The sequence below is a fragment of the Isoptericola sp. NPDC055063 genome, from assembly GCF_053608125.1.
This window is the reverse complement of record NZ_JBSGUW010000014.1, coordinates 137,706-164,313: the sequence shown is the minus strand read 5'-3', so window position 1 is coordinate 164,313 and position 26,608 is coordinate 137,706. Positions and strand designations below refer to the sequence as shown.

23 protein-coding genes are annotated in these 26,608 nt (G+C 76.6%); 5 read left to right on the top strand and 18 right to left on the bottom strand.

The window, feature by feature from the left end:
• Positions 1 to 927: ATP-binding protein (locus ACWF41_RS17525; protein WP_452182943.1), on the top strand; the 927-nt coding region annotated here is incomplete at its 5' end.
• A 38-nt stretch (positions 928 to 965) separates the two neighbouring features.
• Here the strand turns inward: ACWF41_RS17525 and ACWF41_RS17520 are convergent.
• From ACWF41_RS17520 to ACWF41_RS17455, 14 genes are all read right to left on the bottom strand, one after another.
• Positions 966 to 2,723 (bottom strand): eCIS core domain-containing protein, encoded by a 1,758-nt coding sequence (locus tag ACWF41_RS17520; RefSeq protein ID WP_380317268.1) that lies wholly within the window; start codon positions 2,721 to 2,723, stop codon positions 966 to 968.
• A gap of 71 nt (positions 2,724 to 2,794) precedes the next feature.
• Entirely contained in the window at positions 2,795 to 3,967 is a 1,173-nt protein-coding gene (locus ACWF41_RS17515; protein WP_380317265.1) for an eCIS core domain-containing protein, read from the bottom strand.
• Entirely contained in the window at positions 3,964 to 4,311 is a 348-nt protein-coding gene (locus tag ACWF41_RS17510; RefSeq protein WP_380317262.1) for a hypothetical protein, read from the bottom strand. The genes ACWF41_RS17515 and ACWF41_RS17510 overlap by 4 nt, the downstream gene beginning before the upstream one ends.
• On the bottom strand, positions 4,308 to 5,351 hold the full coding sequence (locus tag ACWF41_RS17505; RefSeq protein ID WP_380317260.1) for an eCIS core domain-containing protein: 1,044 nt from the start codon (positions 5,349 to 5,351) through the stop codon (positions 4,308 to 4,310). The genes ACWF41_RS17510 and ACWF41_RS17505 overlap by 4 nt, the downstream gene beginning before the upstream one ends.
• Positions 5,352 to 5,356: 5 nt before the next feature.
• Positions 5,357 to 8,398, bottom strand: coding sequence for a DUF6519 domain-containing protein (locus ACWF41_RS17500; RefSeq protein WP_380317257.1), 3,042 nt, complete (start codon positions 8,396 to 8,398; stop codon positions 5,357 to 5,359).
• 2 nt (positions 8,399 to 8,400) lie between these two features.
• On the bottom strand, positions 8,401 to 10,713 hold the full coding sequence (locus ACWF41_RS17495; RefSeq protein ID WP_380317254.1) for a hypothetical protein: 2,313 nt from the start codon (positions 10,711 to 10,713) through the stop codon (positions 8,401 to 8,403).
• Positions 10,710 to 13,184, bottom strand: coding sequence for a baseplate J/gp47 family protein (locus ACWF41_RS17490; RefSeq protein WP_380317251.1), 2,475 nt, complete (start codon positions 13,182 to 13,184; stop codon positions 10,710 to 10,712). The genes ACWF41_RS17495 and ACWF41_RS17490 overlap by 4 nt, the downstream gene beginning before the upstream one ends.
• Positions 13,181 to 15,751, bottom strand: coding sequence for a baseplate J/gp47 family protein (locus ACWF41_RS17485; RefSeq protein WP_380317248.1), 2,571 nt, complete (start codon positions 15,749 to 15,751; stop codon positions 13,181 to 13,183). Before ACWF41_RS17485 ends, ACWF41_RS17490 begins: the two co-directional genes overlap by 4 nt.
• Before the next feature lie 13 nt (positions 15,752 to 15,764).
• Entirely contained in the window at positions 15,765 to 16,166 is a 402-nt protein-coding gene (locus ACWF41_RS17480) for a GPW/gp25 family protein (protein WP_380317245.1), read from the bottom strand.
• On the bottom strand, positions 16,163 to 16,486 hold the full coding sequence (locus ACWF41_RS17475; protein WP_380317242.1) for a hypothetical protein: 324 nt from the start codon (positions 16,484 to 16,486) through the stop codon (positions 16,163 to 16,165). The genes ACWF41_RS17480 and ACWF41_RS17475 overlap by 4 nt, the downstream gene beginning before the upstream one ends.
• On the bottom strand, positions 16,486 to 17,007 hold the full coding sequence (locus tag ACWF41_RS17470) for a phage baseplate assembly protein V (RefSeq protein ID WP_380317239.1): 522 nt from the start codon (positions 17,005 to 17,007) through the stop codon (positions 16,486 to 16,488). The genes ACWF41_RS17475 and ACWF41_RS17470 overlap by 1 nt, the downstream gene beginning before the upstream one ends.
• On the bottom strand, positions 17,007 to 18,155 hold the full coding sequence (locus ACWF41_RS17465; RefSeq protein WP_380317236.1) for a hypothetical protein: 1,149 nt from the start codon (positions 18,153 to 18,155) through the stop codon (positions 17,007 to 17,009). The genes ACWF41_RS17470 and ACWF41_RS17465 overlap by 1 nt, the downstream gene beginning before the upstream one ends.
• Complete coding sequence (locus ACWF41_RS17460; RefSeq protein ID WP_380317233.1) at positions 18,152 to 18,478, bottom strand: LysM domain-containing protein; 327 nt, start codon at positions 18,476 to 18,478, stop codon at positions 18,152 to 18,154. Before ACWF41_RS17460 ends, ACWF41_RS17465 begins: the two co-directional genes overlap by 4 nt.
• Before the next feature lies 1 nt (position 18,479).
• A complete protein-coding gene (locus ACWF41_RS17455; protein ID WP_380317230.1) occupies positions 18,480 to 19,121 on the bottom strand; it encodes a hypothetical protein in 642 nt (213 codons plus the stop codon).
• 371 nt (positions 19,122 to 19,492) lie between these two features.
• Between ACWF41_RS17455 and ACWF41_RS17450 the strand changes: the two genes are divergently transcribed.
• Positions 19,493 to 20,341: an AfsR/SARP family transcriptional regulator gene (locus ACWF41_RS17450; protein ID WP_380317227.1), complete on the top strand. Its 849-nt coding sequence runs from the start codon at positions 19,493 to 19,495 to the stop codon at positions 20,339 to 20,341.
• A gap of 184 nt (positions 20,342 to 20,525) precedes the next feature.
• Here ACWF41_RS17450 and ACWF41_RS17445 read toward each other — a convergent pair whose 3' ends face one another.
• From ACWF41_RS17445 to ACWF41_RS17435, 3 genes are all read right to left on the bottom strand, one after another.
• Positions 20,526 to 21,542, bottom strand: a complete 1,017-nt coding sequence (locus ACWF41_RS17445; RefSeq protein ID WP_380317224.1) for a peptidoglycan-binding protein — start codon at positions 21,540 to 21,542, stop codon at positions 20,526 to 20,528.
• A gap of 147 nt (positions 21,543 to 21,689) precedes the next feature.
• A complete protein-coding gene (locus ACWF41_RS17440; RefSeq protein WP_380317221.1) occupies positions 21,690 to 22,322 on the bottom strand; it encodes a dihydrofolate reductase family protein in 633 nt (210 codons plus the stop codon).
• Between the two features lie 71 nt (positions 22,323 to 22,393).
• Positions 22,394 to 23,413, bottom strand: a complete 1,020-nt coding sequence (locus tag ACWF41_RS17435; protein ID WP_380317218.1) for a glycoside hydrolase family 43 protein — start codon at positions 23,411 to 23,413, stop codon at positions 22,394 to 22,396.
• Positions 23,414 to 23,661: 248 nt separating this feature from the next.
• Here ACWF41_RS17435 and ACWF41_RS17430 point away from each other — a divergent pair, with 248 nt between their 5' ends.
• Together ACWF41_RS17430 and ACWF41_RS17425 are read left to right on the top strand one after the other, a co-directional pair.
• Positions 23,662 to 24,462 (top strand): sugar phosphate isomerase/epimerase family protein, encoded by an 801-nt coding sequence (locus ACWF41_RS17430; protein WP_380317215.1) that lies wholly within the window; start codon positions 23,662 to 23,664, stop codon positions 24,460 to 24,462.
• Positions 24,459 to 25,556 (top strand): Gfo/Idh/MocA family protein, encoded by a 1,098-nt coding sequence (locus ACWF41_RS17425; protein ID WP_380317213.1) that lies wholly within the window; start codon positions 24,459 to 24,461, stop codon positions 25,554 to 25,556. The genes ACWF41_RS17430 and ACWF41_RS17425 overlap by 4 nt, the downstream gene beginning before the upstream one ends.
• 135 nt (positions 25,557 to 25,691) lie before the next feature.
• Here ACWF41_RS17425 and ACWF41_RS17420 read toward each other — a convergent pair whose 3' ends face one another.
• Positions 25,692 to 26,330, bottom strand: coding sequence for a TetR/AcrR family transcriptional regulator (locus ACWF41_RS17420; RefSeq protein WP_380316251.1), 639 nt, complete (start codon positions 26,328 to 26,330; stop codon positions 25,692 to 25,694).
• A gap of 117 nt (positions 26,331 to 26,447) precedes the next feature.
• On the opposite strand from ACWF41_RS17420, the gene ACWF41_RS17415 reads away from it, so the two are divergent.
• Positions 26,448 to 26,570 carry a hypothetical protein gene (locus tag ACWF41_RS17415; RefSeq protein ID WP_380316254.1) on the top strand — a complete coding sequence of 41 codons (123 nt, stop codon included), beginning with the start codon at positions 26,448 to 26,450 and terminating at the stop codon, positions 26,568 to 26,570.
• Positions 26,571 to 26,608 lie beyond the last annotated feature (38 nt).

Genomic DNA, 26,608 nt, shown 5'->3' with positions numbered 1-26,608 from the left:
CCGGACGCCGCGCTCGACGCCGCCGCCGGCGCGTTCGACCTCGCCCTGCCCGACGTCGACGCCGCCGCCGCGGACGTGGCCGCCTGCGCCGACCTGTGGGCCGCCTGCCGCCGCCGGCCCCGCGCCGACGTCGGCGCGCTCGCGCGGGTGCGCACCGCCCGGGCCGGCTGGGACGAGCTGGTGCTGCCCGCCCGGCAGACCGACCAGCTGCGCGCGCTCGCCGCCGCCGTCCGCCACCGCACCACCGTGCTCGACGCGTGGGGGTTCGGCGCCCGCTCCGACCGCGGCCGCGGTACCACCGCCCTGTTCGCCGGCGACAGCGGCACCGGCAAGACCTTCGCCGCCGAGGTGATCGCCCACGACCTCGACCTGGACCTCGTGCACGTGGATCTCTCCCAGGTGGTCGACAAGTACCTGGGTGAGACCGAGAAGCGTCTCGCCCGGCTCTTCGACGCGGCCGAGGACGGCGGCATGGTGCTCCTGTTCGACGAGGCGGACGCCCTGTTCGGCCGCCGCTCGGAGGTCAAGGACAGCCACGACCGGTACGCGAACGTCGAGGTCGGCTACCTGCTGCAGCGGCTCGAGGCGTTCGGCGGCCTCGCGATCCTCACCACCAACGCGCGCAGCGCCCTCGACCCCGCCTTCACGCGGCGCCTCGCCGTCGTCGTCGACTTCCCCTATCCCGACCGCGCCGCGCGCGAGCGCATGTGGGAGCAGAGCCTGCCGCCCGCGCTGCCCCGTGCGGACGTGTCGACCACGGCCCTCGCGGCCGCCGACCTGTCTGGCGGCGCCATCGCCGCCGCCGCGCTGCAGGCCGCCTACCTCGCCGCCGACGACGGCGGCGTGCTCACCGCCGACCACCTCGACCGCGCCGTGCGGTGGGAGCTGGCGAAGACGGGGCGGGTGGCGGGCGCACGCGTGCGATGACCGGCGTGCCGCCGGCGGGTGCGACTCCGCCGGGAACGTCAGCGTGGCCAGCGGACCCCGGGCAGGAGGGACCGGACGTAGTCGACCCAGCTCCGCGACTCCTGCGTCGCGAGCCCCGGGCCGAGGTGCGCCGTGATCTGTCCGGCGTGCCGCTGCATCTCCGACCGGGCGCCCGAGGACAGGGCGCTGCGGCCGGTCGTCTTCCAGTCGACCTCCAGGAAGACGTTCGCGGGACCCGAGAACAGGAGATCCGCCCGCGAACCGCCCAGGCCGCTCTGGATCGTGTACTCGGGGGCCACGGACCAGCCGAGGGGCAGCGCGCCGGGCGCCAGGGCGCGGGCCTCACGGGCCGCCGCCGCGTGGAAGAGCGTGCCGGCCAGCGCCCAGTTGCCGCTGTTCACCGCGGCGAGGAACCGCGCGTCCGTGACGACCGCCGCCGCGGCGCGGGTCCCGATCCCGTCGACGACCGAGAGCACCGGGTGCAGGGCCTGGGAGGGGAACGTCTGGGACATGATGTGCTCGAAGGCACGGGCGGAGACCTGGATCTCGGTCGCGCCGGCGATGCTCTGGCGTGCGGCCTGCCCGGCGGTCTCGGTGGCCGCGACGGATGCGGCCGCCGAGGCCAAGGGGGCGGTCGACGCCCGCTGGGCCGCCTCGGTCGTGGTGGATGCGACGGTCCGGGTCACGGCCTGCGTGGCCTGGCTCGTGACCTCTTCCCGGACCGCCTGGGTCGTCGCCTGGCTCACCACCTGTCGCTCGACCGCCTCGGTCGCCGCGTTGACGACCACGGTGGTGGTGGCGCGGCTCGCGACGCCGGCGAGGGCGGTCGGCGCCGCCTTCGCGGCGCTGATCATGGCCGCGGCGAGGGCGTTGCGGGCCGCCCGGCCGATGGCCTGGGAGAGGGCGCTGTGCACGGCCATGCCCGTGGGGCTCAGGGACAGCCCCTCGATCACGGTCGCGCCGATGTTGATCAGCGTGGCCTTCGTGATCACGTCGGAGATCTCGAGGAGGGCCTCCGCGGGGAGGTAGATCTCGGTCTTCGTGTCCCAGTCGGTCGAGCCGGTGATGTTCGGGGCGTACCAGGGGTTCTCGTAGAGGACGACCTTGACCACCGCCCACCGCGGCACGGTCATGCCCCCCACGAACGCGGACACGGGGAGCGTGCGGGTCTGGGCCCGGAAGTCCTGGTTGGAGAAGACATGGACCGGGATCTTCACGTGGACGTCCTCGCCGCTGCGGCGCGCTGTCAGCGGGGCGGCGCCGAAGCGGGTGGTCCGCACCGGGAAGGTGAGCACCGGACGCTTGCCGGCCTTCGCCTCCGCAAGCCGCTGCTCGAGGGTGGCCGGGTCCCGTTCGTCGACGAGGTGCTGCACCAGGTCGTCGGTCTCGGGGGTGCGGATCGCCCGGACCGGGCTGCGCTGCACCCGAGGGCGGCGCCGGCCGGTGCCCGCGTGCAAGGCGCCGGGACGGGTCTCCGCCCGTCGCGCCTCGGCCTCGGCCGCGGCGTCGTCCAGCGGCGAACCGGTCCGCTGCTGCACGACGTGGGCCAGCTCGTGGGCGATCAGGCGCCGGCCCTCGGCGGTGCCGGGTGCGTACGCGCCGCGGGCGAACCGGATCGTGTCGCCGTGGGTCCACGCGTGCGCGTCGAGCGCGGCGGCCGAGCTCGCGGCCCGGTCGTCCCCGAGCACGCGGACCGCGCTGAAGTCGTGACCGAACCGCGCACCGAACCAGTCCGCGGTGGCCGCGGGGAGCCGCTGTCCCTCGGCCGCGGGCCCGCCCGCACCGGCGACGCGCATGCCTCCGGCCCGCGGTCCTTCGGCGCGCGGACCTTCGACGGGCTCCCGCTCGTGCCGCGCCGCCGCCACGGTCACTTCTTCCGCTTCGCGACGCCGAACGCCTCCGCGAGCCCCGGCACGGTGCCGGACCGCGCGAACGCCACGAGGTCGAACGTCACCATGACCCGCACGTCGGGCGCGCCCGGCGCCTTCGGCCCCTCCGGCAGGGACTGCTTCTGCTGGCCGGGGCCCGCGTCGGTGGGGAAGAGCCGGGGCGCGGGGAGCAGGGACGGATAGGTCCCTCCCGACACGCTGAGGCCGGGCACCAGGCCGAGCCTTCCCGTGCCGCCGGCGAGCGTCAGGGACCGGGTCGCGGGGTCGTAGTCCCAGGTCAGGTCGGCGGTGAGGCTCAGGCCCTTCCAGCCGAGCAGGTCGCCGCCGAGCCGCAGCACGTCCGTGAGGTCGAAGCCTGTCCGGAACGTCCAGAGCTGCGGTCCGCCCGCGGCGCCGCTGGGCATCGAGTAGCTGAAGGTGGTGAGGGTGGCGTAGGGCAGGAGCCCGAGCGGCGCGGCGAGGTTCACGCCCGCGAGCACGCGGCGCCCGCCGGGATCGCTGAGCAGGGCGCCCGCGCCGAGCCCGACGGTGCCCACGCCGAACCCGACGAGCCCGGCCTTCTCACCCCCGCCGAGCGAGCCCCACTCGCGCGTGGCGCGGCCCCCGACGGCCCGGGTCACCGGCTCGACGAGCTCCTTCTTCACCTTCTCGTTCTTCGCCAGCTCGCCGCTGACGGTCCTGAGCCCGCCGGTGATGACGCCGACGGGGTCGTCCGCCGTCGACGCCGAGGGCGGGGTGGCGCCGTCGTCGGGCTGCGGGCCCGTCGCCGCCCGCCCGGCCACCCGCACCCGTCCTCCGGCGACGACACGGTCCGCCGCCTCGTGCGCGGCGTGCTCGCCGGAGCGGTCCGCCGCCGTGCCCGACGGCGCGCGGCCGGCCTGCTGCACCACGTGCGCCAGCTCGTGCGCGAGGAGGCGGCGCCCCTCGGCGCTCCCCGGCGCGTACGCCCCGGGCGCGACGTGGATGTCGCTGCCCTCGGTCAGGGCGCGGGCGCCGAGCGCCCCGGGACGCTCGTCGGTGTGCACGCGGACGGCGGAGAAGTCGTGGCCGAACGCGGCCTCCATCTCCCGGCGCGCCGGCAGGGGCAGCGGGGCGGCGGGCGTCGGGGCCGAGGCCTGGCGCGGAGCCCGGGCTGTGGTGGTGCGGGTCATGGTGCGTCCGCCCCGGGGTCCGGGGGGAGCGTGCCCGGACGCGGCCGGGAGGCGGCCCACGCCACCCACCGGCGACGCAGGGCGGGGCCCTGGCCCGGCGCGACCTCCACCTCGCCGTCGGGCCGGAGGTCGACGGCGAGGCCGTTGTAGCCGCCCTCCAGCGCGGAGTAGGAGACGCCCGACCGCAGGGTGAGGAGCACGTGCGCGAGGACGAACCGGTCCGGGTCGTCCAGGAGGTCGAGCAGCGTCGCCTCGTCGAGGGTCTCCGAGACGTCGACGGCCGGCAGCAGGCCGAACCTCGTGCCGGACCAGGAGACGGCGTCGTTCGTCGGCAGGGCGTTCATCGCGTCCTCCCCGGTCGTCTCCTGGTCGCCGGCGGGCGGACGACCCGCTGGACGTTCGTGATCCGGCCGTTCGAGGTGTCGAAGGTCGTGACGACGTCGACCTCTCGCCCGTCGGGGTACCGGTAGGTGGTGGTGACGCTGGCCGACGTCCCCTGACCCGGCGTCATGGGTGTCTCGCTCACCATCCTCGCGCCAAGCTGCTGCTCCTGGGCGGCGTACGCGGTCCGGTGGGCCTGGGCGAACGCCTCGCCGTGCACCTGCCGACGCTGCTGCTCGGTCAGCTCGTGGACGAGCTGCGTGGCGGCGCTGTCACCCGTGCGGGCCTCCGCCGGGTCGAAGCCGAAGCTGGTCACGTCGTCGAGATCGACCCGGGCCAGGTCGTAGGAGCCCACGACCACGCTCGCGTCCCCGGCGCGTCGTGACGTGTCGCCGTGGATGAAGTCGACCGTCGTGGTGGCCGAGTCGGCGATCATCGAGCGGAGCCGGGCGAGCAGCTCCGTCTGGCTCCGCGTCGGGGGCCCCGGGACGTCCGTGTCGACGATCGAGACCTCGCCGGACGCCGAGACCTGGACCCGGTGCTGCACCGTGACGATCCGGTTGACCATGTCGACGAAGTCCTGCGCCGAGCCCGTCGCGACGAGCTTGGCCTGGACCCGCGGGCCGGTGCGCGACTGCTGCCGCACGTGGGCGAGCTCGTGCGCGAGCAGGGCCCGCCCGCCGGGTGAACCGCGCCGGCCCGGCGCAAAGAGCACGTCGTTCCCGACGGTCACCGCCTCAGCGCCCAGACGGCCGGTCACCGCGTGGGCGGTCGCGTCGTCGTGCAGCCGGACGCGGGAGAAGTCGTGCCCCATGGCCGCGCCGAGCTCCCGGATCGTCGCGGCAGTGCCGACCGTCCCGACCTTCCCGACCGTCGCGTCCGTCCCGACCGTCGCGTCCGTCCCGACGGCCCGGCGGGCGTCGGCGTCGGCGGCGCGCTCCGACGCCTCCCGGTCGCGGCGTTCCCGCCCCGGGTCGGGAGCACGACGTGTGGACACCGGCATCGCGCTCACCCCTCCGGGTTCCCCGCTGCGCCGCGCGAGACGCGCACGCGCAGCACGCCGTCGGCGAGCAGCTCGGTGCCGAGCACGGTGTTGCGGCGCGCGTCGGCGGCCTCTTCGACGACGTCGAGCGTCACGCCCGCGTCGGTGGCGCGGCGCTCGACGAAGCCGAGGGTGCGGCCTGGCAGGTCGTCGAGGGGCAGCGGGGCCACCGGGCCGACGGGTGGGACCGGGCCGACGGGCGGGCGCGTGATCACGGGCACCTCAAGCATCGGGCGCAGCACGTCCGCCACGGCGGGGTCGAAGTGCGTCAGGTCGAGGCGGCCGCCGAAGTCCGGGCGGACGGGCCGGGCGCCGGCGTCGTCGGTGAACCAGAACCACGTCTCGAACCGACCGCCCGTCACCTCGTCGGTGCTGGGGAGCACGAGCCGGGTGCGGCCCTCGTCGTCCAGGACGGTGTCCGTGTGGCCGTTGAGGTGCAGCGACTCCAGCCCCTCGCGCCGGTCGCCCACCACGGCCCAGCCGTCGATCTGGAACCGCATCCGCAGCGGCATCGCGGGCTCGAACAGCGTGTGCGGCGGGAGCCGGCGCAGGGTGGTGATCACGTTCTTGAGAACGGCGTCGAGCGGGAGGTCGTCGCCCGGGCGGCCGGGGGACCAGATGATCAGCGGTCCGTCGGCGTTGGTCTGCCCGACGATCTCGATAGTGCGGCGCGCCCACACGCTGGTGCCGCCCCCGAAGGGCGCGGACTCCTGGCCCACCGGCCAGGGCAGCTCCAGCAGCAGCCGCACCACCGGCTTGCCCTGCACGCTCGACTGGTCCACGGGGGCGTCGAGCCCGACGGCGATGCCGGGGAAGTTCCCGCCGAGCTCGTCGAAGCCGTACACCTCGTCGTTGACCAGCTCGCGGCCCGAGAAGAACCGGACCTGCTTCACGTGGATCCCCGCCGTCCGCGTCCCGGGCGGGTCGAGCTGCGCGGTGACCTGGACCGTCGCCTCGTCGGAGTCCGGGAGCGCGACGGCGAGCACGTCGCTGCCCGAGTCGTCGAACGCGGGCTGCCACGCGAAGGCGGCGACTCCCGCCGCGTCGGCCGCCGCGACTGCCTCGGTGCCCGCGCCCGCCACCCCGGCGAGGGTCGCGGGGACCGGGGAGCCGTCGGGCAGCGGGAGGACGAGCGCGCCGTCGGTCGCGGTCGCGACGACCTTTGCTCCCTCGCCGGGACCGCACGGGCTGTCCGTCGCCACCCGCACGAGGCGCGGCACCGTCCGGCCCGCCGCGGCGACCTCCTGGCCGTCGCCCCCGAGCAGCGCCAACGACGGCGTCGTGGCGAGCCGGGCGAGCGCGTCCTGCACGGTCGGGGCGTCGGCGAACCCCGCGCACGCCGGCGACCACGCCACCTGGCTCGCGACCGACAGCCGCGCCGTCGTGACCACGTCGACGTCGGTCTCGGCGCCGTGGTCGTCCAGCCGGTGCGCGACGAGGGTCTGCGTGGTGGGCGCGCCCGCGGCCATGAACAGGGTCCAGAAGACGTCGGCGACGCCGTCGGCGTCGGTGCGCACGGAGACGTTGGAGGCGTTCGGCACCGGGTCGTCGGGGTTGCGCAGCAGCCCGCCGTCGGGCGCGGAGAAGAACACCTCGGCGCCCGCGACCGGCAGGCCGCCGTTGCGCACCACCACCCGCACCGGCTGGGGCAGCTCCGTGCCCGGCATCGCCTCCTGCCCGTCGCCGCCGACGAGGTCGATCGTGACCAGCCCGGTCAGGGGCGGGAACAGGTGCCGGCAGTCGCCCACCAGGGTCCAGCCGGCGGCCGTGCGGTCGAGCACGGCGAGCGGCGCCGTGCGGTGCACGGGCCCCAGCGGGGGCAGCGCCGTCGCGCCGGCGGCCGACCAGGGCCACTCGAGGGTGCCCCGGGTGGCCACCACGCCGTAGGCGAGGCGGGAGGTGCGGGCGGGCACCAGCCAGAAGTCGCCGACGGCGGGCTCGCCGCCGGCGGGGAACGCCACCTCGATGCCGCCCTCCAGCGCGGCGAACGCCGTGGACAGCGCCCGCGGTGGCGCCTCCCAGCGCCGCACCAGCGGGGTCGCCCCGACGTCGGCCAGGGACGCGGGGTGCCCCTCGGGCCAGGTGACGTGCAGCTCCCGGTCGGCCACCTGCGTCACCTGGCCGACCCACCCGGGCAGGCCCCGCACCTGGCGCTCGGGGCCGGTGACCTCGACCCAGCTGCCCTGGCCGATCGACAGCTCGTCGTCCCGGCCCGTGCGGTCGACGGTGAGGAGGCCGAGCGTCCCGGTGACGGGGGAGTCCTCGAGGCGCACGAGGCCCACCACCACCGAGCCGTTCTCCCGCGACCACAGGAACCGGGCGACCGCCCCGGCGACGTCGTGCACCTGGACCCGGTAGAGCTGGTTCTCCAGTCGCGTGTACCCGCCGCCGGCGGTGATCGAGCACGGGTCGTCGGACGCCGCGGCCTCCTGGAGGCGCACCCGCATCGTGCGCGGCGTGCGGGAGCCGGCGCCCGCCACGTCCGAGCAGACCTGGTCCGCGCCGGTCGCCGCGAGCCGCACCTGCCACACGGTCTGCGTCCGGAAGGCGGTGTCGGGGCCGCCGAGGGCGGACTCCAGCAGCGCGGGGCGCTCGTCGGCGGTGACGAGCCGGTCGGACACGTCCAGGTACGCCGCCCAGCGCCCGACGGCGGGTTCCGGCACCTCCAGGAACGGCTGGTCCGCCAGCGGCGCCGACGCCGCCGACTCCACGAGCGCGCCGTCCACCGTGTACCGCCCCGCGGTCACGACCAGGTCCGCCCAGGCCGCGTCCACCGGCGGCAGGCCGGTGCCGGCGTCCACGACGGCGAACGGTCCCGGGCCGCCGTCCAGCGGGGCGGGGCCGCCGGACGACCCGACGACGTCGGCGGTGCGCGCCTCGTCGTGGTGCGCGGCGATCGCGGCCTGCTCGTTCCACTCGGCGTCCAGCAGCACGCGGCCCTGCTGCATCAGCACCGAGCGGTAGCCCTGCGTCGGGTCGAAGGTCCAGCGGGTGAGGTCTGCGTGCATGGTCAGCTCCCGAACATCCCGATCTGCATGCCTGCCGGCAGGTACGGCGCGACGAGGCGGCGGGCCGCGTCCGTCCGCAGGGGACGGCGCAGGTGGTGGTGGGCGCCCATCTCGGCCCCGCCCTCGCCGCCGCGACGGATCGCGGCGGGCACGGTCGACGCGAGCGCGGGGTAGGCGGGCGACGCGGGGTCGAGGGACACGTACGACGGTGCGCCGACGACGGGGGCGCCGCTCGCGGCGTCGGACTCGGGGACGCACCGGAACCTGCGCGGCGCGCGCGAGCCCGGCCCGAGGTAGGAGAACCGGGCGCACCCGTGCTGACGGTCCACCACGGTCACGACGCCGTCGCACAGGCTCGACGTCACCTCCAGGACGCGGCACCCCACGGGGCCGAACAGCGTGGACCCCGCGAGCCGGGCGTGCGAGCCCTCGGCGGCGACGGCGGGCGCGGCGGGGTCGACGGGGCCGCCGCCGGCCGTCGTGAGCCGGGGGTCGACCACGCTGTCCGTGACGTCGAGCGCCGGCACGGTGCCGGCCAGCTCGATGCCGCCGAGCAGGCTGCGCCGCACGGTCACGCGCAGGGCGCGGTTCGCGCGGTCGGTGTCGGCGGGGTCGTCGGCGGGGTCGTCGGCGGGGTCGTCGTCCCCGGCGACGACGACGCGCCCTGCCACGGTGCACTGGCTGACGGTGAGCGACGCGAGCGCGCCCGCCTCGACGCGGACGTCGCCGATCACGACCAGGCCGTCCAGGAGCAGCGCGCTGCCCGTGCCTCCGGTCACCACGACGTCGCCGACGACGCGCGGGCGCAGGCCCTCCGCCGTGTAGACGCCGGGGACGGGCGCGGCGACGTCGCCGTTCAGCAGGGGCCGTGCGGCCCACTCGGCCGCGACGAGGACGAGCCGCGAGTCCGGCGGCACCTCGAGGACCACGTCGCCGGGGTGGTCCTCGCCGTCCGCGACGGAGACCACCCGGGTGCCGCCCGGCCGGGCCGCCGCGTCCGCGGCCCAGCCCGCGGCCACGGCGGCGACGCCGTCGGCGATCGTGACGACGGCGGGCGCGCCGGGCCCGCCCGGAACCCGGGCCTGGGCGTCGTACCGGTCGCGCCGCCCGCCGGTGGCGGCGAACGGGTCGTCGTCGCGGGCGGCCTCGTGCGCCGCCGACCGGTCGTAGGTGCCCGCTCCCAGGTCGGCCACCGCGCCCGCGGCATGGTCGACGTGGAAGGCGTGCGCGCCGTGCGCGGTGGGGTCGTAGGGGACGCCGTCCCGGTACGGCCGGAGGGCCCCCGCGACCGGGTCGACCATGACCTGCCAGCCGCCGAGCACCTGGGCCGGGTCGTCGTCGCCGAGGTCGTCCGGGGTGGCCGCGCCGACCGTGGCGAGGTCCTCCAGCCCGCACACGCGCACCCGGTACGGCGGCAGCGGGTCCGGGTCGTCGTCCACGCGGACCGCCACCGGCACCGGCATCAGCTCCTCGACCGGTGTCCCCGCGGACCACGCGGCGCGCGCGTCCGCGAGGAGCGCCAGCAGGCGGCGCGGGCGCAGCGGCACGGGCAGGTCCGCCTCGGCGGCCAGGTGCTCGATGGAGTCCTCCGCGGCCGGCGCGGCGAACCACGGGGCGGGCCGGTCGAGCGGGTGCGTGAGCCAGGCGTCGCCGACCCGTCGCGCCGGCGCGCCGCGCACCTCGCTCACCTGGGTGGAGAACGCGTGCACCCCGACGTGCGGGATGCCGTAGCGGCCGCGCCCCCCGGTGGGTCCGGGGGAGACGTGCCGCACCTCGCCCGTGTGCGTGAACCGCGTCAGCGCCGCGCCGGCCAGGGCCGGGGACTCCAGCTCCGCGAGGGCCGCGTGCCGCACCGAGCCGGTCGCCGGTCGCTCGGGGCGGGGGTGGTTGACGTGCGTCGTCGTGGTGAGCAGGCGGTAGTGCTCCACGGCCCGGGCGGGCCACCCCGTGACGTCGCGCACCACCTGCTCCAGCACGGCGACGGTGCCCTTGCGCTGCCGGTACGCGACCGTGTTCGCCACGACGCCGCGCCGGCTGACGCCCGCCCCCGAGCCGGTGCCCAGGTCGCCCGGCAGGCCCACCAGACCCACGAGGTCGGCCAGGTACGGCACGACCCACTCCGGCGCGGTCTCCACGAACCAGGACTCGTACAGCCGCTCGAGGTCGTCCTCGACGAGGGCGAGCTCGCCCGCGGCGGCGCCGAGCAGCCGCCGTAGGAGCCCGCCGCTCTCGGCGTCGCGCTCCATCACGTGGGCGGGCAGGAGCGACGCGAGGTAGGCGGTGCGCTCGTCGCGCCGGGCGTCGTCGACGGTCACGGCCGCACCCCCACGTCGGGCGTCAGGCGCAGCGCCTGGGCGGGGAGCACGGCCCGGGTCGCGGCGTCCCAGCGCGCGGCGGCGGTCACGAGCAGCGCGTCGTCGGAGCCCGGCAGCGCGGGCCCGGGCGGCGGCACCGCGAGCACCGGCATCGTCGCGGAGGCCACCCCGGGGACGGCCGCGACGACCACCAGCACCGCCGACGCGGCGAGCGGGGCGCCCAGCTCGAGCGCGCCGAGCCGGGCGCGCAGCGCGGCCTCGACGGCGGCGCGGACGTCGTCGGGCTCGTGCCGCGGGTCGACGTCCACCTCGACCCGCGCGACGGCGTCGACCACCTCGCCCGCCAGGACGAGCCGCGGCGCCCGCGTCTCGCGGGCGCCGTCGAGGGTCGCGCGCAGGTCGGCGACCAGGCCGGTCGAGGCGGGGCCGCCGTCGGCCGCCAGGACGGACACGACCACGGTCTCGACCCGCCCGTCCCAGACCAGGTCGGCGCGGGCCCGCCCCACCCCGGAGTAGCCGCGCGCGAAGTCCTCGTGGTCGGCCACCGACACCGCCCGGTCGAGCGTGCGGATGCGCTGCGGCGCGTTGGCCCGCGCCTGCTCCAGGTCCTCGGGGCCGGCCCAGTCGCGGGCGTCGGCGAGGTTCGCGACCTGCGCGATGCCGCGCGGCCGGCGCACGGGCAGCGACACCTGCCCCGGGGCCGCGGCGCCGTCGGGTCCGATGCCGACCCGGTAGGTGGCGCGCACGTTCTCGACGCCGGTGGGCAGGCGCGAACCGTGGACGCCGTCGCCGAACACGACCTCGGTGCCGCCGTCGGCGTCCTGCCGCACGACGTACGCCTGGTCGTGCGGGCCGGCGTCGTCGAGGGTCGGCACCTCGCGCCACGCGACGCCCTCGACGCGGACCTCGAGCGCCGCGACGGCGCCGGTGGCGGTGGTCGTGGAGCGCACGTAGGTCAGCGGCGGGCGCCGCAGCGCGAAGCGCGGGAACGCGACGCGGCCGTCGCCGCTGCCGAGCACCTGCTGCACGGTCTCGCCGTGGGTGGCGGGCGCCAGGTTGGCCCGGACCGTCACGGTGCCCGGGTGGTACGCGTGGGCCAGGGGCGGGTCGAGGACGAGGCGCTGGGTGCCGTCGGCCTGCGGCGTGACCGCGGTGACGGTGACGGTCTCCACGGCGGGGGTGCCGTCCTCGGACCGGCCGGTGACGGCGACGAGGCGGCCCGCGGGCAGCGGCGGGGCGGTGCCCGCGACGTCCAGCACCGTCGGGGTGCCGCCGGGCACGTCCCCGACGAGCCCGGCCCGCGGCATGAGGTCGGCGTGCAGGTCCTCGGAGACGGCGTGCACGGCGGCCCGTCGCCGGCCGAACTGCTCCAGCCCGTGCGGGACGTCGAGGCGCAGCCGCGTGAGCCGCCCCGACAGGCCGTACCGCGTGGCGCCGTCGGGCGTGACGTCCGTGACCTGGTAGGCCTCCACCGCGCCGAGCTGCTCCAGCACGACCCACGACCCGGCGACCACCTCGGGGTGGTCGCCGTCGAGCTCGACGACGCGCTCGCCGGCCGATGTGACGTCGAAGTCGCTCCACTCGGCGGCGTCGGGCACCCCGGGGGGCCGGGACTGCGCGCTGAACATCCGCGGGTCGGGGGCGTGGTGACCGAACAGGCTGAGGCGCTGCGCCATCCGGTGGACCCGCGGGTGCTGCCGCGCCGCCAGCTCCCGGCCCTCGCGGTACCCGATCCGGCGGTCCAGGGTGAGCCGGGTCCAGCCGTCGCGGAACGCCGGGGAGACGTCGACGGCGACCACCCGGCGGAAGTCCCACGTCTCGGTGGGGTCGCCGTGCGGGTCGGAGGCGCCGAGGCCGGCCCGCTCGTCGCCGACGACCAGGAGCCGGTCGTCCACCCGGACGCCCGGGGTGACGGTGTGCAGCCACACCTCACTGGTCCGGAAGCCGAAGGTCTGCGGCTCGGTGGCGACGGCCGGCACGGCGTTCCACCCCCGGTGCGCCTCCAGCGGTGCCGCGGTCTCGAAGGTCTGCGGGAGGGCGCCCGGGGCGGGCACCGTCTGCACGGGCGTCCCGGCGGGGACGAGCACCGTCTCGGGCGCGCCGGCCGCCGTCTCGACGTCGAAGGCGAGGTCGGCCCGCGCCGCCACGCCCGGACGCAGCTCGTAGCCCAGCGTGCGTGCGAGCTCGCGCACCGAGAGCGGCTCGGTCGCGGTGCGCAGGAACCCCTCCTGGGCGATCCGCTCGGTGTAGAACGAGACGACGTCGGTGACCACGGCCCACGTGTCGAGCAGGGCGCTCGCGGGGTCGTCGGGGCCCAGCGCGGGCAGGGCCTGCCGCATCCGGGCCAGCGCGGCCCCGTGCGGGGCGACCCGCCAGTGCAGCGCGTGCTGGCCGGGCGGGTTCTCGACGCCGACGCCACCGCCGTCGCAGGGGCACGCGTCGCCGGTGCCGGCGTCGCAGGCGCAGCTCATGACCCACCCCCCACGCGCACGACGACGTGGCCGGCCTCGGGGTCGTCGGGGTCGCTGTCGCAGCGCAGCAGCTCGCGCGGGGCGGCGCGCACGACGCCGGCGGCCAGGTCCGCGGCGGCCTGCGCGTCGGTGGCGCCGGCCCTCGAGAACCGTTCGAGCTCCACCCACGCCAGCCCGTCGACCGTCATGGCGGCGGCCACGACGTCCGACAGCCGCAGCGACTGCCCGAACGTGAACCGGTCGGGGTGGAAGAACCCCGGGCGGCCGTCGGGCCGGACCGCGGAGGAGAACACGTCGCGCAGGCGCAGCTCGACGTCCTCGCGCAGGTGCCCCGCCTCGGCGCAGCCCGTCAGCACGATCTCCAGCGGCACGTGCACGGGACGCTCGAGCTCCACGTCGACGCCCGCCATGCGGCGCACCTCGAGCACGGCCGTGACGTCGGCGCGCAGGGCGACGTCGTCCGCACGGGCCACCGGGTCGAGCGTGACCTCCTGGGCGTACCAGGAGCCCGTCCAGCGGCGCCGCGCCACGGCACGCTGCGTGCCCGGGTCCAGCTCGGCGACGGCGGCGTAGTCGGGCGAGGTGACCGCGCGCAGCTGCCGTCGGAACGCCGCCGGGGCGAGCTGGCGCACCCGTTCGAGGTCCTCGGGGTCCTCGCCGCCCGCGGACGGCAGCGGGTTCCAGACCGCGGGCGCGTCGCCCGGGATCGCGCGGCGGGGGTCGGCCGGCGGAAGGACGCGGACCAGCCTGTCCGCGGACACGTGGCCCGCCGTGCCCCCGCCCAGCCGGTAGGAGGCGACCACGGCGGAGGCGGGGGCGGGCCGCCGGCCGTTCGTCCCGTCGCCGAACCGCAGCCGCGCCACCCCGCCCTGCTCCGGCTCGACGACGACGTGCGCGTCGAGCCGCCCGCTGCCGACCAGGTCGGGCCGCGGGGTCCACTCCCGCAGCCCGTCCCACAGCGTGAGGGCGGCCGCGGCGCGGGTCGGGTCCGGGTGGGCCAGGGCGGCAGCCGAGGCCGACGCCGGCAGCCGCGGGTCGACGAACGCGAGGCCCGGGCGCCGCAGCCGCGGACGGTAGGCGCCCTGTGCGGGCGCCGCCGGGGCCGTGGGCGGCACGAGCGGGTCGGCGCGCACGCTCGCCCCGTGGTCGGCGACGACGACGTTGGCGAGGGCGACCGCGCGGACCGCGTCGGGGTCGCCCTCGCGGACCGTGAGCGGGCCGGGCAGGGCGTCGGCCGGCGACCACGCGAGCTCCCACACCGACCGCCCCGCCACGGCGTCGAGGTGGCGCCGCGCGTCGCGCACCAGGCGCACGGCGTAGCGCCGGTCGGGCGGGCCGCCGGCGGGGCTCCCGCCCGCGGGTTGCTCCGCGAGGACCAGCAGGTCGCCCGCCGCGAGTCCCGGGTCCTCGCCGACCGCCGTGGCGACGAAGGCGGCGGTGCTGCCGGCGGGCAGGCAGTGGTCGGCGTCGCCCCAGGCGTGCAGGGGCAGGGCGTTGCGCGAGCGCGTGGCGACGAGGTCCTGCGCGGTCTCGAACACGGTGGCGCCGGCGTCGGCCGCCTCCAGCGGCGAGCCTGCCGGGACCGCGGGGGGCAGGTCGCACACGGGTGTCCCGCGCGGGACCGGGACGTCGGCCGCGGTCGGGGTGGTGACGGCCAGCAGTGCGCGGGCGGCGCAGCCCTCGTGGACGGTGTAGCCGAGCAGACGCGCGTGCCGGCGCACCGAGGTGCGGCGGCGCGCGGTGCCGAGGTAGGCCTCGACGGCGACGGCGTCCTGCCAGGCGGCGAGGCGGTCGCCGACGGCCGCGAACAGCTCGACGAGCATGACGGCCGGGTCGGCCGGGTTGGTGTCGCCCCAGCCGGGCAGGAGGGTGGTGAGCCGGTCCAGGAGCCGGGTGCGCAGGGCCTCGTAGTCACGCGCGAGGTAGTCCCCGGGCAGCAGGTCCTCCGGCTGCGGGGCGCCTCCGGGGGAGGGCGCGCAGTCGAGATCGGTGGGGCAGTCCACGGTGAACGTGAACGGCGCGTCGGCCAGGGCGGCGTCGACGCCGGCGGGGGCGGCGGCCCCGGCCGGGTCGCCGGGGTCGACGAGCCGTACCCGGTAGGTGGACCAGTCGCCCGAGGAGGTCGTGCGCACCACGAGGGTGCGGCGGCGGGCGTCGTCGTCGGGGAGGCCGCCCGGGGCGCGCAGCGCCCGGTCGACGAGGGTGCGGTCGGCCGCGATGACGCCGGGGACGTCGGCGTCGGGCGCGGCGGGCTCCGTGCCCGTGCCCACCACCCGCGCGGCGGGGAAGGCCCACGAGACGCCCACGGGGTTGAGGGCCGGGTCGACGCGCACGCCGCCCGTCACAGTCACGTGCGCCGCGCCCCAGCTGCCCGGCACGGGGCCGTTGACGAGGCGGACCAGGAGGGTGCGCTGCTCGGGCGCCCCGGCGACGTGGCCCGGCGACCCGCGGTGGTTGGAGAGCACCTCGACGACGTCGATCCCGTCGACGCCCGCTCGGCCCCGCAGCAGCGCGCGCCGCGCCTCCAGGTCGACCGCGGCCGTCAGCAGCCCGCCCTCGCCGGTCACGGCGCACCCCCGGTCATGGCGCACCCCCGGTGACGGTCACCGTGCGGCGTTCCTCGCCCGTCGTCGCGGCCAGCGGCAGGTACTCCACGACCACCTCCAGACGAGCGTCCACGGCGGTGACCCGCACGTCCTCGACGCGCAGCAGATCACCGAGCCACCGCTGGAGCGCGCCGTGCACCAGCGCCTGCGTGGACCGCGCCAGGGCATCGTCCGTGGGTGCGAACACCAGCCGCCCGACGCCGCTGCCGAAGTCGGGCCGGTTGACGCGCTCGCCCGGTGCGGTGAAGAGCACCTGCTCGACCAGGCCGCGGACGTAGTCCGCGTCGTCGACCATGGCGGTGCGGCCGCGGCCGTCGAGGGCGAGCGGGAAGGCGACGTGCCGCGGCGCCCAGGCGCGCCGGGGGATCTCGCTCATGTCGCACGCACCCGGACCTGCGTCGACGAGACCACCAGCGGGACCCCCGTCGGGACGCACTGCCCCGGGGCGGCCTGGATCGCGAGCGGCTGCTGCATCGAGGTGACGCGCACCGTGCCGACGGTGAAGGATCCGCTGACGCACGGGCCGTTGCCCGCCGTCGGGGGCGGGAAGGTGCAGCCGGCGATCGACCACGGCGGGGCGAGGAGGACCGCCGGGCTGCCGCCCAGGCTGACGCGCGCGGCCACGCCGCCCGCCGTCGCCCGGCCCTGGTGGGCGCACGCGACCGACGCGGCCGTCGAGAGCAGGTAGCCGGGCATCACGTCACCTCCAGCGCGCCGTCGTTGATGGACACCGACGCGGCCGTCAGGGCGATCTTGTTCTTGCCCATCGAGATCTCCACACCCGTGCTGGTGGCCTTGATGTCGACCGGCACGGCCACGGCGGGGGAGCCGACCTGCACGGTGACCCCGCCCCCGCCCGGCACGTCGCTGAGCCGGAGCGTGATCGCGTCGGTGCGCAGCAGCTTGACCTGCTCGACGGCAGGGCTGGCCGGCACCTCGCCCGTGCCCCAGAAGCAGCCGCCGACGATCGGCTGGTACGGGTCGCCGCCCTCGAACTCGACCCACACGTGGGCCCCGACCGGCGGCACGAGGAACAGGCCCACCTGGTTCCCGGCGTACGGGGTGCACGGCAGCGCCCAGCTCAGCGTGCCCTCCCCGAGGACCGCCGGGCAGGACACCTGCACCCGGCCGAGCTGCAGCGGGTCGAGCGTGTTCTCGACCTTGCCGCGGTACTTGCCGTAGAACCGGCGGGCGCCGTCGCCCGGGACCCCGTCCATCAGACCCTCACCACCGGGACGGTCGCGCCGAGCCCGTCGCGCGACAGCGAGAAGTCCGCGGCGTACGAGCCCCGGTCCACGCGGTGCACCACCTGGCGCACGTACCAGAGGCCGTCGTGCGACCAGCCGGCGCCGCGCACCCCGACGAGCCCGCGCGGCCGCAGCACCTCCCCGTACACGGACCCGTCGAGGCTGCCGTCGCAGGTGACGCTGTCGGCGGAGCGGTCCGTCGCCGCCTGGGCGCGCGCGAACGCCGTGGCCGCGCCCACGCCGGAGTCGCGGAACTGGCGCACCCGCAGGTCCTGCTGGTGCGCCGCCCATGTCGGGGCCGCGGACAGCGGGACGCGCAGCGCGCCCACGGTGCGCACGGGCAGCGTGGCGCCCAGCCGCGCGTCGGTGACCCGGCCCTCCTGCAGCTCCGGCGTGAGCACGTCCTCGCGGAAGCGCAGCGACCCCGTGACGGTCGTGGCCGGGCCGAGGCCCGTCGAGAGCGCCGGCTGGGGCAGCCCCTCGCGCACCGGTGGCCCCCAGAAGAGCGTCGAGGTACCGGGGACCGGGCCGGGGGAGACGTAGCAGACGTACCCGTGCCGCGCCGCGAGGAGCTGCAGGTGCTCCCAGTCGGTGCCCTGCTGGGTGGGCGTGCGCTCGACGGGCAGGGGCGGGTCGAGGTCGGCCGGGGGCACGACGGCCGGCACCAGGCCGTGCGGGGCGTACCGGGCCGCGACGGCCAGCACCTGCAACGAGTCCTCCAGCCCCGGGTGCTCGGCGGAGACCTCCTGCCGGTCCAGCAGCAGGGACAGGTCCTGGCCCGTGAGCCGCAGCTCGGCCGCCGCGTCCCGGCCGCCGGGTGTCAGCTCGGTCTCGGTGACGAGCCCGTCGGCGAGCACGTGCGGCACGACGCCGATCGTCAGGACGAGGACGACGCGCGAGCCCGCCCGGATCGGCGCCGTCGGCCCGACGACGGGGGAGTCGAACGCCGCGGTGGGGCCGGACCGCCCCGCGTCGAGGGTGACCGTGAACGCCGAGCGCGCCGCGTCCGACTCCGTCACCGTCACCGACCGCACCCGCGCCGCGACGTCCGGCGGCAGCGGCACGGGCACCGTCGGCCCGGCCAGCACGGTGAGGTGCACGCCCAGGTCCGCGGTCATCGCGGCACCCCCGCCCCCGGCACGCCGGGAACCCCGGGCAGCGGGACCACGATGACGGTGCCCACCGCCTCGTCGTCGACGAGGTCGTCGGGGTCGAGGGCGGCGTTGGCGTCGCAGATCCGCCAGAACCCCAGAGGGTCGCCCGTCAGGGTGAAGCTCAGCAGGTCGAGGCGGTCGCCCGGCGCCACCGTGCGGCGCGCCGATGTCGTCGCGTCCGACGGCGGGGGCGGGAACCGGCGACGGTAGTGGCCGACGAGCCGGCGCTCGCCGTCGGCCGTCGTCACCTCGAGCGTCGTGGTGGGCACGCCGTCGTACCGGGACATCTCACGCCCCCTGCGCCAGGCGGGCCACGCCCAGAGCGCCGGCCGCCGCAGCGAGCTGCTCCCGCACCGTCTGGTGGGCGAGGAAGAGCGCGTGCGCCGGGTCGGTCGGCGCGAGGTCGTCGTAGGTGAGCACCTGCAGCGACAGGTCGACGGCCGCGCGCGTGGGGACCAGGGTCGCGGCGTCGAACGCCTGCTCCGTGACGGTGACGCTCTCCAGCTTCACGGGCACCACGAGCCCGGGACCCCAGGCGAGCACCGCCAGCGGCGCGCGCGGCGGCAGCACCTCGATCGTCCCCGCGGCCAGGAGCACGGTGTTGGCGACGACGCGGGCCACGCTCGGGTACAGCAGCATCTCCAGCACCGCCAGGCCCGCCGACACGCCCGACGCGGTCGCGAGGGGGTCCCCGACCTCCAGCCCGTCGGTGGCGTCGAGCTCCACCTTCATCGCGATGGTCTGCGTGGGCGCCCCGTACACCCGGTCGACCTCCGCGGCGCCCCCGCCGGACGGCGCGCGCGGGCGCAGCGTGCGCGTCACCTCGTCCGGGTTGTACTGGAACAGCGCGACGCGCGACAGCGCGGAGACCGGGTCGACGGCGACGATCGCGCCGGGCACCGTCCGCGGCGTGCCGGGAAAGCTGCTCATGGCCCGGATCGTGCCCCGGGCACGTCACCGTGCTGTCAACCGGCCGTCACCGGCCGTCACCGGCCGGCCCCGTGTCCGGCCGTCACCGGCCGTCACCGGCCGGCCCCGTGTCCGGCCGTCGCCGCGGCGCCCGTGCCGCGGCGGGCCGGGAGCCGCGGGTGAAATCGTCCGCTGGGGCAGCCGGTCCACCCGCGGCGTCGTATCACGGAGGAAGGCGACCGGATCTTTCCGGACGTGAGGACACGCCGCCTCGCCCGCGGACGACGACGACGCGTCGACCGGCCGCGGCGCACGGCCGCCCGCACCACCGGGGGTGAAGGGTGTCGGAACGGACGAGTCCCGCGCACGGGCCTGCGGCCCGGCAGCCTGCCGTGCGGATCCGTCTCCTCGGGGCGTTCGAGATCGAGGTCGACGACGCGTCCGTGTCCCTGCCCGTGGGCGCGCAGCGGCTCGTGGCCATGCTCGCCCTGCGCGGCCGCACGGGCCGCAGCCGCCTCGCCGGCCTGCTGTGGCCGGACACCCTCGAGCAGCGGGCCCTCGCCAGCCTGCGCACCGGCATCTGGCGCGTGAACCAGGCCGCCGCGGGGCTCGTGCGTGCGGCGCACGGCGTCGTCGAGCTCGGCCTCGGGCCGGACAGCGACGTCGACCGTCTCATCTCGGCGTCCAGGGCCGTGCTCGGCGGGCACGTCGACGACGGCGACGAACCGCCCGACCTCGCCACCGGCGAGCTGCTCCCCGACTGGGAGGACCCGTGGCTCGAGGCCGAGCGCGAACGCCTGCACCAGCTGCGCCTGCACGTGCTGGAGGCCACCGCGACCCGCCTCGCCGAGCGGGGCCGTTACGGCCTGGCCCTCGAGGCGGCGCTCGCGGCCCTGCGCGCCGACGACCTGCGCGAGAGCGCCCACCGTGCGGTCATCGCCATCCACCTGGCCGAGGGCAACGTCGCCGAGGCCTGCCGCGCCTACGACCTGTGTCGCCGCACCCTGCATGCGGAGCTCGGGATCGAGCCGTCGCCGTCGACCTCCGGGCTCGTGCGCCCCTGGGGCGGCGCGGCACGACCGGCGCCCGTCGCGGCCCCCGTCGTGGCGCCGGTCGTCGCTGTTCCCGTGGCGTCGCGGCGGCCTCAGTCGGCGCCGGCGTCGCGGGTGCCGGCGTCCTCGCTCCCCGCAGGGGTCTCGGGATCCGCCGCCCAGAGCAGGGCCGCGTTCTCGGCCTCGTAGTCCTCCGACTCCTCGACCCGGGCCCCACCGGTGCGGGCGCGGGCCGCGCGGGTGCACGCCACGACGGCGACCGCGACAGCGAGGAGCAGCAGGACGCGGCGCCCGCTCGGGCCGCGGCCGTCGGGGCCGCGACGGTCGGAGCCTGCGCGCGTGCGGTCCTTCGTCGCCCGGTGGCCCATCGTCCTCATCCCTTCCGCAGGAGCGCGGCGACGGTCCGGGGGCCGATCTCGGCGTCCGCCGCGACCCCCAGCCAGCGCTGCACCCGCTTCCACCGGCCGGCGAACACGGAGCCGGCGACCCCGTCGAGGGCCGCGCCTCGCAGCCCGGCCACGACCTGCGCCACCCGCACGGCGGGCCCGCGGCTGCCCGGCTTCACGCCACGGAGCGAGGAGTACCAGGTCTGCGGTCCGACGATCCCGTCGACCGTCACGTCGGCCCGCCCCTGGAAGGTGCGGGTGGCGCGGTCCAGGGCGTCGTCGAACGTGCCGACCAGGGCCCCGGCGTACACGCCCTCCGCGGCCAGGACACCGGCCCACAGCCGTACCCATGCCGGCCGCCTGCTGCCGCGTCGCAGGGTGGGAGGGCGGTGGGGTCGGAGCGTCGCCGAGCGGGCGAGCGGGCGGCGGAGCGCGGTCCGGCCGGCGCCCCTGCTGGCGCCCCGCCCACGCCGCCGTGCTCCCCGGTCCTCGGCCGGGCAGTAGACCAGGTGCCACGGCTCGTTGACGCGGCGGCCCTCCGTCTCGGTCCACCCGTGCTCGCGCAGGATCGGGTACGCCTTCGCCCGCCGCGGGTTGCCCCACTCGCCGACGCCGCCGAAGTCCTGCACGTCGACGGCGAGGGCCCAGCCGTGGTTGGAGTACCCGGGGACCGCGGCGGCCGCACCCCCGACGCGCCCCCAGGTCGACCCGTCGTAGCGGCGGTAGTCGCCGAAGGGGCTGCGGGCGCCGCGCCGGTAGCGCTGGAAGAAGAACGCCTGCTGCTCGCCCAGCGAACGGTTCCACCCGCGCACCGTGAGCTGCAGCCCCGTGCCGGCCCGCACGTCGTCGACCGCGCGGTTCCACGATGCCGCCGCGTCCTTGCGCAGGAACGCCCGCGACCGCCCGTCCGTGCCGTGGCGGCCGTGCGGCCTCAGCTCGTCGAGCACCGCGGACGGGACGCAGCCGTTGCGGTAGGACCTGCCGCGGAACCGCATCGTCGTCATGGCGCACTCCTTGAGCCGGGCCGACGGGACGGCCTGCGTCGGCGCCCGGGACCCAGCGTCGCGCGTCGTCGTCACCGGCCTGTCACGGGGTCGTCATCGCTGCCCGTGGCGACCGCCGACGGCGTGCGCGCTCACGGCGTCACGCGCTCACGCGCTCACGCCGCGGTCGGGGGCGGTCATGTCTCCGGTGGGCGGGACGCCGTCGGCGAGCCCGTAGTGCAGGAAGACGACGCCCTTCGGGCTGGCGGCGGGCGGCGCGAGGAGCGTGAGGTTCGTGGGTACCTCGCCCCCGTCGAACAGCTTCTTCCCGCCCCCGAGGACGATGGGGTGCAGCCACAGGTCCAGCCGGTCGAAGAGCTTCTCGGCCAGCAGGGTCTGCACGAGGTCGAGGCTGCCGACGACGCGCACGTGCTCGTGCCGGTCGCGGATCTCGCGCACGGCGGCGGGCAGGTCGGGCCCGAGCTGCGACGAGCCGGACCAGGACAGGTCGGGGGCGCCGCGGGACGCGACGTACTTGGGGATGCTGTTGAAGAGCGCGCCGAACTGGTCGTCCTGCTGGGGCCAGTAGGCGGCGAAGACGTCGTACGTCCTGCGGCCGAGGAGGAGCGCGTCGGTGCCCTCCGCGTACGCGGCCGCGATCTGCTCCCCGGCGACGTCGTCGAGCAGGGGCGCCTGCCAGCCCCCGAAGGCGAATCCGTCCGCCGTGTCCTCGTCCGGCCCGCCGGGGGCCTGGGCGACGAGGTCGAGCGTGGCGAAGATCTCGAGGTGGATGAGGCCCATGGTTCCTCCTGGCGCGGGGCGGCTGGTCGAAAGAGGAGACCGGCCGCCCCGCGCGGAATCATCGCGAGGGCTCAGACCAGGGGTGCGAGCGGGTTGTCCACGGCAGGTCCGTCGATCACCGGCCCGGATCCGGTGAACCGGATCCGGGACAGCCAGACGAGGCGGCCCGGGTCCTGGTTGACGTGGTCGGGCTGCCACGCGTGGTAGACGTACCACCAGTGCGGCCCGACCTTGATCGGCATGCCGTGACCCGAGCCCGCTGCGACGTCGTTGCTGGCCAGGATGGGCCCGTCACCCTGCTTGGTCCAGGGGCCCGTGAGGGCCGGGGCGCTCGCCCAGCACACGCCGTACGAGTCGTTCCAGAACTCGCCGGTCGAGTAGAAGCAGTAGTACCGCCCCTGGTGCACGACCACCGAGGCGCCCTCGATCGTGTACTTCTCGTACGGCTGGTCCATCCCGAACAGCCGCTGCGGCTCGCCCACCAGCTCGAGACCGTCGTCGGACAGCCGCTGCAGGTAGATGTACGACGGCAGGCCGTCGTGGTTGCCGTCGTTCTTCCACAGCAGCCAGAGCGTGCCGTCGGCGTCCCGGAACGGGGAGGCGTCGATGCTCCCGCCCTGGTCGGACTGGTCGATCAGCGGGGCGGTGCGGTCGTCGACGAACGGTCCCGTGGGCGAGTCGGAGACCGCGACGGAGACGGCCTGCTGGTCGATGTCGGCCCGCCACGCCGTGTAGTACGCGAGGTAGCGGTCGCCCGTCGCGATCACCTCGGGCGCCCAGTGCCGGCCGGGCCGGCACCAGGAGGCGAGCTGCGGCATGGCGTTGCCGGCAGGGGCCCAGTGCACGAGGTCGGGCGAGGTCAGCACGGGCATGGCGCCCGCCGCGCCGTTGGTCGCGTAGAGGTAGAACGCCCCGTCCGCGGCCAGCACGGCGGGGTCGGGGTTGTTCGTCGGGATGACGGGGTTCTGGTACCCCTTCGGTGACACGGCCGCGGCGGGCGTCGCGGTCAGGGCGACGGCCGCGCCGAGGCCGCCGGCCGCCGCGAGGACGGCGCGGCGGGTGAAGGTCGTGGTGCTCGACGTATGGTGCAACGTTGCGCCTTTCGTTCGATGCGGTGACGGGCATCGACGCCCGTCGCTGGCGCGACGAAGGTACATCGTTGACTCAAAGGTGCGCTCAGGCGACACGCCTCGGACGGGAATGCGCCGCCTCGCCACAAAACCTTCCACTGTGAGGTTTTCAGGGGTTAGGCTCGTTCCTGGCTTCCGGCGTTCCACCTTGCACTTCTGGGTGCGTGTCGGCGGAAGACGTCGTCGACCCATCGCTGAAGGAGCACCAGATGACTCTCACATCCGTGCAGCTGTACTCGCTGCGGGATGCCATCGCCGCCGACCTCGACGCCGCCGTCGCGCGGGTTCGTGAGATCGGGTACGAGCACGTCGAGCCGTACGCGTTCGTCGAGCGCGTCGCCGACTTCGAGCGCGCGTTCGCCGCGACGGGCCTCGCCGCGCCGTCGAGCCACGCCGCGGTCATCGACGCCGCCGACCCCGACGTCGTCTTCGACGCCGCCGCGCGCCTCGGCATCGGCATCGTCATCGACCCGTTCGTCCCGACCGAGCGCTGGCAGACCGCCGACGACGCGAAGCGGCTCGCCGAGCGCGTCAACGAGCTGACGGTCCGCGCCGCGGGCCACGGCCTGCGGTTCGGGTACCACAACCACCAGTGGGAGTTCACGAACACCGTCGGCGGCCGCGCCGTCTTCGAGATCTTCGCCGAGCAGCTCGACCCCGAGGCCGTCCTCGAGGTGGACACGTTCTGGGCCACCGTCGGCGGCGCCGACGCCCCCGCCGTGCTCACGACGCTCGGCGACCGGGTCGTGGCGATCCACGTCAAGGACGGCGAGGTGTCCGGAGACATCGCCACCGTGCTCCCGTCCAGCGAGAGCGCCCTCGACGTCCCGCCCGCGCTCAAGGCCGCCTACGAGAACCAGGTGCCCGCGGGCCAGGGCGACGTCGACGTGCCGGCGATCCTCGCCGCCGCGCCGCAGGCCATCCGCGTGGTCGAGTTCGACTCGTACGCCGGCGACGTCTTCGAGGGCATCGCCTCCTCCCTCGCGTGGCTGCGGGAGAACGACAAGTGAGCCGCGTCGGCGTCGGCATCATCGGTGCCGGGAACATCTCGACGCAGTACCTGGAGAACCTCACGCAGTTCGCCGACGTCGAGGTCCTCATGGTCGCCGACCTGCTGCTCGACCGGGCCCAGACCCAGGCCGAGGCGTACGGCGTCGCTGCGTGGGGGACCGACGAGGAGCTCCTCGCGCGCGACGACATCGAGATCGTCCTCAACCTGACGACCCCGGCCGTGCACGCCGAGGTGGACCGTCAGATCATCGCGGCGGGCAAGCACGTGTGGAGCGAGAAGCCGATCGCGACCGACCATGCGTCCGCCGCGGCGCTGCTGGCCGAGGCGGAGGCGAAGGGCCTGCGCGTCGCGTGCGCGCCGGACACCGTGCTCGGCGCGGGCATCCAGTCCGGCCTGCGCGCCATCGCCCGCGGGGACATCGGCGAGCCGCTCACGGCCACGACGATGTTCCACGTGCCGGGCCCCGAGGCGTGGCACCCGGACCCTGACTTCCTGTATGCCACGGGCGCGGGCCCGCTGTTCGACATGGGCCCGTACTACGTCACGACCCTCGTGCACGCGCTCGGCGCGGCCGCGCGGGTGCAGGCCGTGTCGTCGCGGTCGCTCGACAAGCGGACGATCGCGTCGGGCCCGCGGGCGGGGGAGTCGTTCCCCGTCGAGGTGCCCACGCACCACGCGGCGCTCATCGAGTTCCGCGGCGGGCAGTCGGCGCAGTCGACCTTCTCGTTCCAGCACGCGCTGCCGCGCGCGGGCTTCGTCGAGATCAACGGCACGCTCGGCACCCTCTCGCTGCCGGACCCGAACAACTTCGACGGCGAGTCCACGCTGTGGCGCTACGGGCAGGACGAGCCCGTGACGATCCCGGCCACCGGCTCCACCTGGGGCCGGGGCACGGGTGTCGTCGAGCTGGCGCGCGCGATCCGCGCGGGCCAGCCCGAGCGGGCGTCCGGCGCCGTCGCGCTGCACGTCCTCGACGTCCTGCTGGCCGTCCGGGACGCCGCGGAGTCCGGCGCGGCGGTGGACGTCACCTCGACGGTCGACGCGCCCCCGCCCCTGCCGGAGGACTTCGACCCGGCGTCGGCGACCTTCTGAGCCGTCGACACCCGCCTTCCACCAAGCGATCCCTCGCGCCATCGGTCTCGATGGCGCGAGGGATCGCTTGCTGAAAGGCAGTCCGGCCGGGTCGGTCCGGATCGGTCCGGATCGATCCGGGCCGGTCCGGTCGGTTCAGTCGCCGCTCGACGGCGTGTCCGTGGGGGGCGGCGGCACCAGCCGCTCCAGGAGCTCGAGCACGCGCGCGCCGTCGACGGCGCCGGGGTCGAGCAGCCACTGCACCTGGATGCCGTCCGACGCCGCGACCGCCAGGGCCGCGAGGTCCGCGGCGTCGACGGCGGGGTCGATGCGGCCCGCCTCCTGGTCGGCGCGGACCTGCTCGGCGAGCTCGCCGCGCACGCGCGCGAAGCGCTGCCGGAAGAACTCGCGCGTCACCGGGTGGCCCTCGCCCGCGGCGTCGCCCGCCAGGGTCGTGTAGAGCTGCACGAGCCCCGGCACGTCGCGGTTGAGCACGGCGCTCTCGCGCATCCGCCCGACGGCGGACGGCGGCAGCGGGCTGCTCTCGTCGCGCTGCCCCTCGTGTGCGCGGTAGACCTCGATCAGGAGGTCGTCGCGGGAGGGGAAGTAGTGCCGCAGCGTGGCGTGCGAGACGCCGACCGCGTCGGCGACCGACCGGAGCGAGGACGCGTCGACCCCGTGCTCCGCGACCATCCGGAGCACCTGCTCCAGGATCTGTGCGCGGCGGGCCGCGCCCTTCGCGTACCCGCGCCGGGGTGCCGCCTCGTCGCCCGCCGCAGCCCCCGCATCGCTCACCGGGCCAACCTACCGATGTTCTGCCGTTATTCGGTGGGGCGAGCGCCGGTGCCGGTGCTACGTTCGGCGCCGTCCGCAGGACAGTCCTGCGGCCTACCACCCGCCCCGGAGGGGACCGTGACCCGTTCGACGAGCCGTCGTCAGGCCGATGCCGGCCTGCGCCTCGTCGTGCCCGCGTCCCTGGGTGCCGAGGCGCTGCGATACGAGAAGCCGCGTCCCGAGGGCGGGAGCACGACCTGAGCGACACCTGACTCAGCCACCCGAGCCGCCCCTGGGAC